5 protein-coding genes are annotated in these 2,565 nt (G+C 65.1%); 1 reads left to right on the top strand and 4 read right to left on the bottom strand.

Annotation, left to right across the window (positions count from 1 at the left end; genetic code table 11):
• Positions 1-863 precede the first annotated feature (863 nt).
• The 4 genes from VM221_09350 to VM221_09335 form a co-directional block, all read right to left on the bottom strand.
• On the bottom strand, positions 864-1,094 hold the full coding sequence (locus tag VM221_09350) for a hypothetical protein (GenBank protein HUT75020.1): 231 nt from the start codon (positions 1,092-1,094) through the stop codon (positions 864-866).
• A 160-nt stretch (positions 1,095-1,254) separates the two neighbouring features.
• The gene (locus VM221_09345) at positions 1,255-1,548 is read right to left on the bottom strand and encodes a co-chaperone GroES (protein HUT75019.1); all 294 of its coding nucleotides are present in this window, start codon (positions 1,546-1,548) and stop codon (positions 1,255-1,257) included.
• A 22-nt stretch (positions 1,549-1,570) separates the two neighbouring features.
• Positions 1,571-1,825: a hypothetical protein gene (locus VM221_09340; GenBank protein ID HUT75018.1), complete on the bottom strand. Its 255-nt coding sequence runs from the start codon at positions 1,823-1,825 to the stop codon at positions 1,571-1,573.
• A gap of 83 nt (positions 1,826-1,908) precedes the next feature.
• Positions 1,909-2,154: a hypothetical protein gene (locus VM221_09335; GenBank protein ID HUT75017.1), complete on the bottom strand. Its 246-nt coding sequence runs from the start codon at positions 2,152-2,154 to the stop codon at positions 1,909-1,911.
• A gap of 130 nt (positions 2,155-2,284) precedes the next feature.
• Here VM221_09335 and VM221_09330 point away from each other — a divergent pair.
• Positions 2,285-2,565: hypothetical protein (locus tag VM221_09330; protein ID HUT75016.1), on the top strand; the 281-nt coding region annotated here is incomplete at its 3' end.

Below are 2,565 nucleotides of genomic sequence, written 5' to 3'. Positions count from 1 at the left end.
TCTCGATGACACGAACGGCTGCGCTCAGTGGCACACCGCCGTCCGTATCAAGCGCCACGATGGCATCGGCATTGAGCGCCGCCATTACTTTGGCAGCCGTCAGCCCGCTGAGAGTGTCCACCAGCACGAGAGTTCTCGATTTGCGCCCGGATTCCACGGAATGCCCCTTTCATGCCCATTGGCATCCTCCCGCCTCGCGGGAGAAGTATAGTGGTGCGGTTGACCCCGTTCGGCACGCCACTGTGCGCGGCGGCCTACTCGGACCCTGGAGGGCATCCAGTGACCGGCCTCTACTACCGCAAGGTTGAGGCTCCCGCCTCGCGGCGGGTGGTGTTTGGGGAAGCGTCAGGCACAGCAGACCGCATCACCGTCCGCATCGTGCCAATATGACACTCCCCCTACCCCCATGGCGACGCTACACTTTCCTATCCCAACCGGCACACCCGTCCGCTCTGTCATCCGGCTTTACCTCGCCGTCCATCCACTGACACCACTTGGGTTTACGGAACTGGGCACACTCCTCGCAAGCATGCGCACCGCCCAGATTCCACTCTCGCACCGTGCGCCCCGTTTTCTCGTGCTTTCGGACCCGTTCTGGCCGGCGCGGCCACGGATCGCCAGTCTCCACGTCCCGCAAGCACATGCCGCCAACGGCGCGATGATCCACCTTCGCCACGATGATCGGCTGCATGTCGTCAATGTCCGAGTTCCCACCCACGAAGATGTGGTGGACGCTCGCCATGGGCCTACACTGCAAGCCCAGCCACGACCTGAGCCGACCACACGGGGCCTTGCACGTCGCGGCCTCACTGCACTGCTGACAGAGCTGGGCGCGCAACCGCTGCTCCCGCTCACGCCTCTTCTTACGGTTGGTGCTCACGCATGTACTCCAGTTGATCGGCCAAATCAGGACCGGACCAGTGCCCGCGGCCCGCCGCCGCGAACTGGACGATGGGTCTGGCCTTGTGGTGCGTCTTGCGCTTGCCCCCCTCCCGCAGCCCCCCCGACCGCGTGGCCCCGCAGTGCCAGCACAGCCCCACGTCGCGGGCGTAGACCATCACCTTGCCGCACTTCCAGCACAGGTGCCCGCTCATCGCTCGCTCCTCGGCCCATTGGAAAGCCCACCGCCGCACGGGGCGACGATGGGCCTTCCGTCGCCCGGCCAGGGGCATAGCGCCGCTGCTCCTGGCCGGGGGGAGACACTCAGTTATCCGTCACGTCACGGCTCGACCTCCGCTTCGGACGCGCAGACAGTCAGGCCCCCGTGATGACCGCCAGCACATCGGCCTCATCCATGATGAGATAGTCGAGGCCGTTGAACTTGACTTCGGTGCCGGCATACAGGCCGAAAAGGACGCGGGCGCCCTTGCTGACGCGCATGGGAATCACGTTGCCGCCGTCGTCGCGGCCACCCTCTCCGATCTCGATGACCTCGCCCTGAATGGGCTTCTCTTGGGAACCCTCGGGCAAGACGATCCCGCCCGGCGTCACGGCATCCGGCTCCAGCCTTTGGACGAGAATCCTCTGCCCAAGGGGTTGCAGTTTCATTGCGCCCATCGCTCCTCTCCTTCTATTGTGGTTCGACCTCCGCTTCGGACGCGCCGGCGGCGGACCTGCGGAGACACGACTTGAAGAACTCCTCGCTCGCAACGCGATATGGCGGGGGCGGACGGCTGTGCGGCCACACGTCCACCAGCCGCCCGTCGGGGCCGAACAGCGCCCCCTGTAGCAACTCGCCCGACGCCTTCGCGCGGCTCTCGAACAGGGTGCAGCCGTTTTCCAAGGGGGTCAGGGTGTCGTCGGTCGGCACCACCTCGTCATCCACCCAGTGTGGGCCATCCTCTAGGGGGGTGCCAGTCTCGGCAAGAAGCCGAATAAAGGGCGACTCGCTGGGAATGATGGGAAGACTCACGGCGTGATCTCCGTCGGCCCCTTGGGCGGAACCCATTCCCACCTTGCGGGGTCGCACTGGCGAACGGATTTCTCGTTGCCGCAGGGATAGCGAACCATCAACCCGCCCTTGAACTCATAGACCTCCACGGGCGTCGGTATGTCAAGGGACGGATCGTCAAGACAGTGTGAAACCCAGTGCCCAGGCGTGTTCGGCATCCAGTGCCCATCGGGGTGCAGGCGAAGCGTCACGCCGTCGCTCATCACTCGTCTCCTCTCCCCCTCCCGCCAACACAGCATAGCACACCGCAACACACTACGTCAAGCACATTTTATCACTTTCCCGCAAGAAATCTACTTGACTCGCCAGCAAGCCACGTGCTACACTGGTCGAATGGAAACCGACAAGCCGCCAGACTGCCTCGTCCTCGCATTCGACCTCGACGCCATGGGCATCCCACGCGACGACGACCCTGCACTGCTCGAAGCCGCCGCTGCTGCACTCCGCAAGGCTGCACTTAGCGCCGTCCCCTGCCCGCCGCCCGCGCTCCAGTACCTCTGCGCGCTCCGCCGCCGCGACGGGCGCGACATGCTGGTGATCATCGTCCCTGGCGGGCAGTTCGCCGACGGGTCGTCGGCACTCGATGGCGGCGACTTCGTGTACATAGGCGACGC

The sequence above is a fragment of the Armatimonadota bacterium genome, from assembly GCA_035527535.1.
In the GTDB taxonomy this organism is placed as follows: domain Bacteria; phylum Armatimonadota; class Hebobacteria.
The sequence above is the reverse complement of the archived record's forward strand: the minus strand, read 5'-3'. Positions and strand labels throughout refer to the sequence as shown.

What these genes read in the sequence shown, in the direction of transcription:
- VM221_09350 (HUT75020.1), bottom strand. Translation starts at nt 1,094, where the DNA reads ATGAGCGGGCACCTGTGCTGGAAGTGCGGCAAGGTGATGGTCTACGCC.
- VM221_09345 (HUT75019.1), bottom strand. Translation starts at nt 1,548, where the DNA reads ATGAAACTGCAACCCCTTGGGCAGAGGATTCTCGTCCAAAGGCTGGAG.
- VM221_09335 (HUT75017.1), bottom strand. Translation starts at nt 2,154, where the DNA reads ATGAGCGACGGCGTGACGCTTCGCCTGCACCCCGATGGGCACTGGATG.